Annotated in this window: 1 protein-coding gene; it reads right to left on the reverse strand. The window is 31.7% G+C overall.

From position 1 onward, the window contains the following. The coding region (locus ASJ81_RS12920; RefSeq protein WP_095642727.1) for an ISNCY family transposase at window positions 1–943 on the reverse strand (943 nt) is incomplete at its 3' end. Between the last annotated feature and the right edge of the window lie 305 nt (window positions 944–1248).

Below are 1248 nucleotides of genomic sequence, written 5' to 3' on the forward strand. Positions count from 1 at the left end.
TTTCTAGCTTCAATTTATATCTAAATCGGTTAAATTCCTTTTTTGCCTTTATACTCCATTCTTGATGCTTTTCTTCATTCATAATTACGTTAAGTTCTTCAGATAGAATTTTTTCCAGGAATTTAATCTCATTTTCACGATTGTAAAATATATTCAATAACCTGTATTTTAATAGTTCCTGTTCAATTGTTGTTTTCTTCGGAAAATCGCTAACTATAAGCTTGTTTAAGTGCATCAAACAGTATTGATGCACTAACTTATCCCCAAAAACTTCCTTTAAAATATCTGGGTATCTCTTATCAAAATCCGTAACAATAAACACAGGTTCTGATGTATCTAGATTTTTTCGTAGAAACGTTTTGATGGTTTCTGAACTTTTATCCTCAAAAAGTTCATCTGCTATTGTTCTTTGAGTTTTTGCATCCAGTAATGTTAAACGGTATTTCTGACAACGTCCCTCTTTTGGATGCTGTTCGTCATAGTGCACCATATGTACATTTTCTAAAATTGGAACATTTTCCTGTTCCATTTCTTTGTTGAATGTTCTAAAAATAGTGCTTCTTGATCTTGGAAATATGAAGCTCATTATATCAGAAATTCCATCATAAGAAACTTTATGGTATCTGAGCACCTGGAAAAAATTATTAAATGAATCAAAAAGTAAAGTTTTCAGACCTTCCCAAAAACTATGATCTTCTTCGTCTGTACTACCACAATTTTGGCATTTGTATCGACCAATGCTGATTTTTCCAAGACCTTTTTTGATGTATAGATTATAGCCGTTATGAACCATAGGAGCACTGCAAATAGGGCAGGCTGGAGGAATTTTTCTACGAAAAATTCCTCTTGTGGTATATTCGTAATCATTGCTATAACTATCAAAAAGGTATGAGAGAGCAGGGAGTTCCGATAAGTTATTAAGAGTAAGATTTATAATTACCATTGTTTTTGCCGTAACATCATTACATAATTAGAGAATTATAAATTTATGTAGTGATGTTACACTTACTTTCATCACTAGATTTTGGAACTGAGTCGATAACGGGGACGATATTTACTATAGATGTCCGCTTTACCAGTAAATTTTTTTGTTGTGTCCAATTTAAATCAATCCTTTCAACTTTCAAAATATACTTGATGGATATATTATATGAATAGGAATGATGAGAATTTTTGGAATAACCAGATATTCTTGTCAAGGCCGGTGAATAATTCCTCATTTTAGCCGGATTAAAATTCCTCAATACC

The sequence above is a fragment of the Methanosarcina spelaei genome (assembly GCF_002287235.1).
GTDB lineage: Archaea > Halobacteriota > Methanosarcinia > Methanosarcinales > Methanosarcinaceae > Methanosarcina > Methanosarcina spelaei.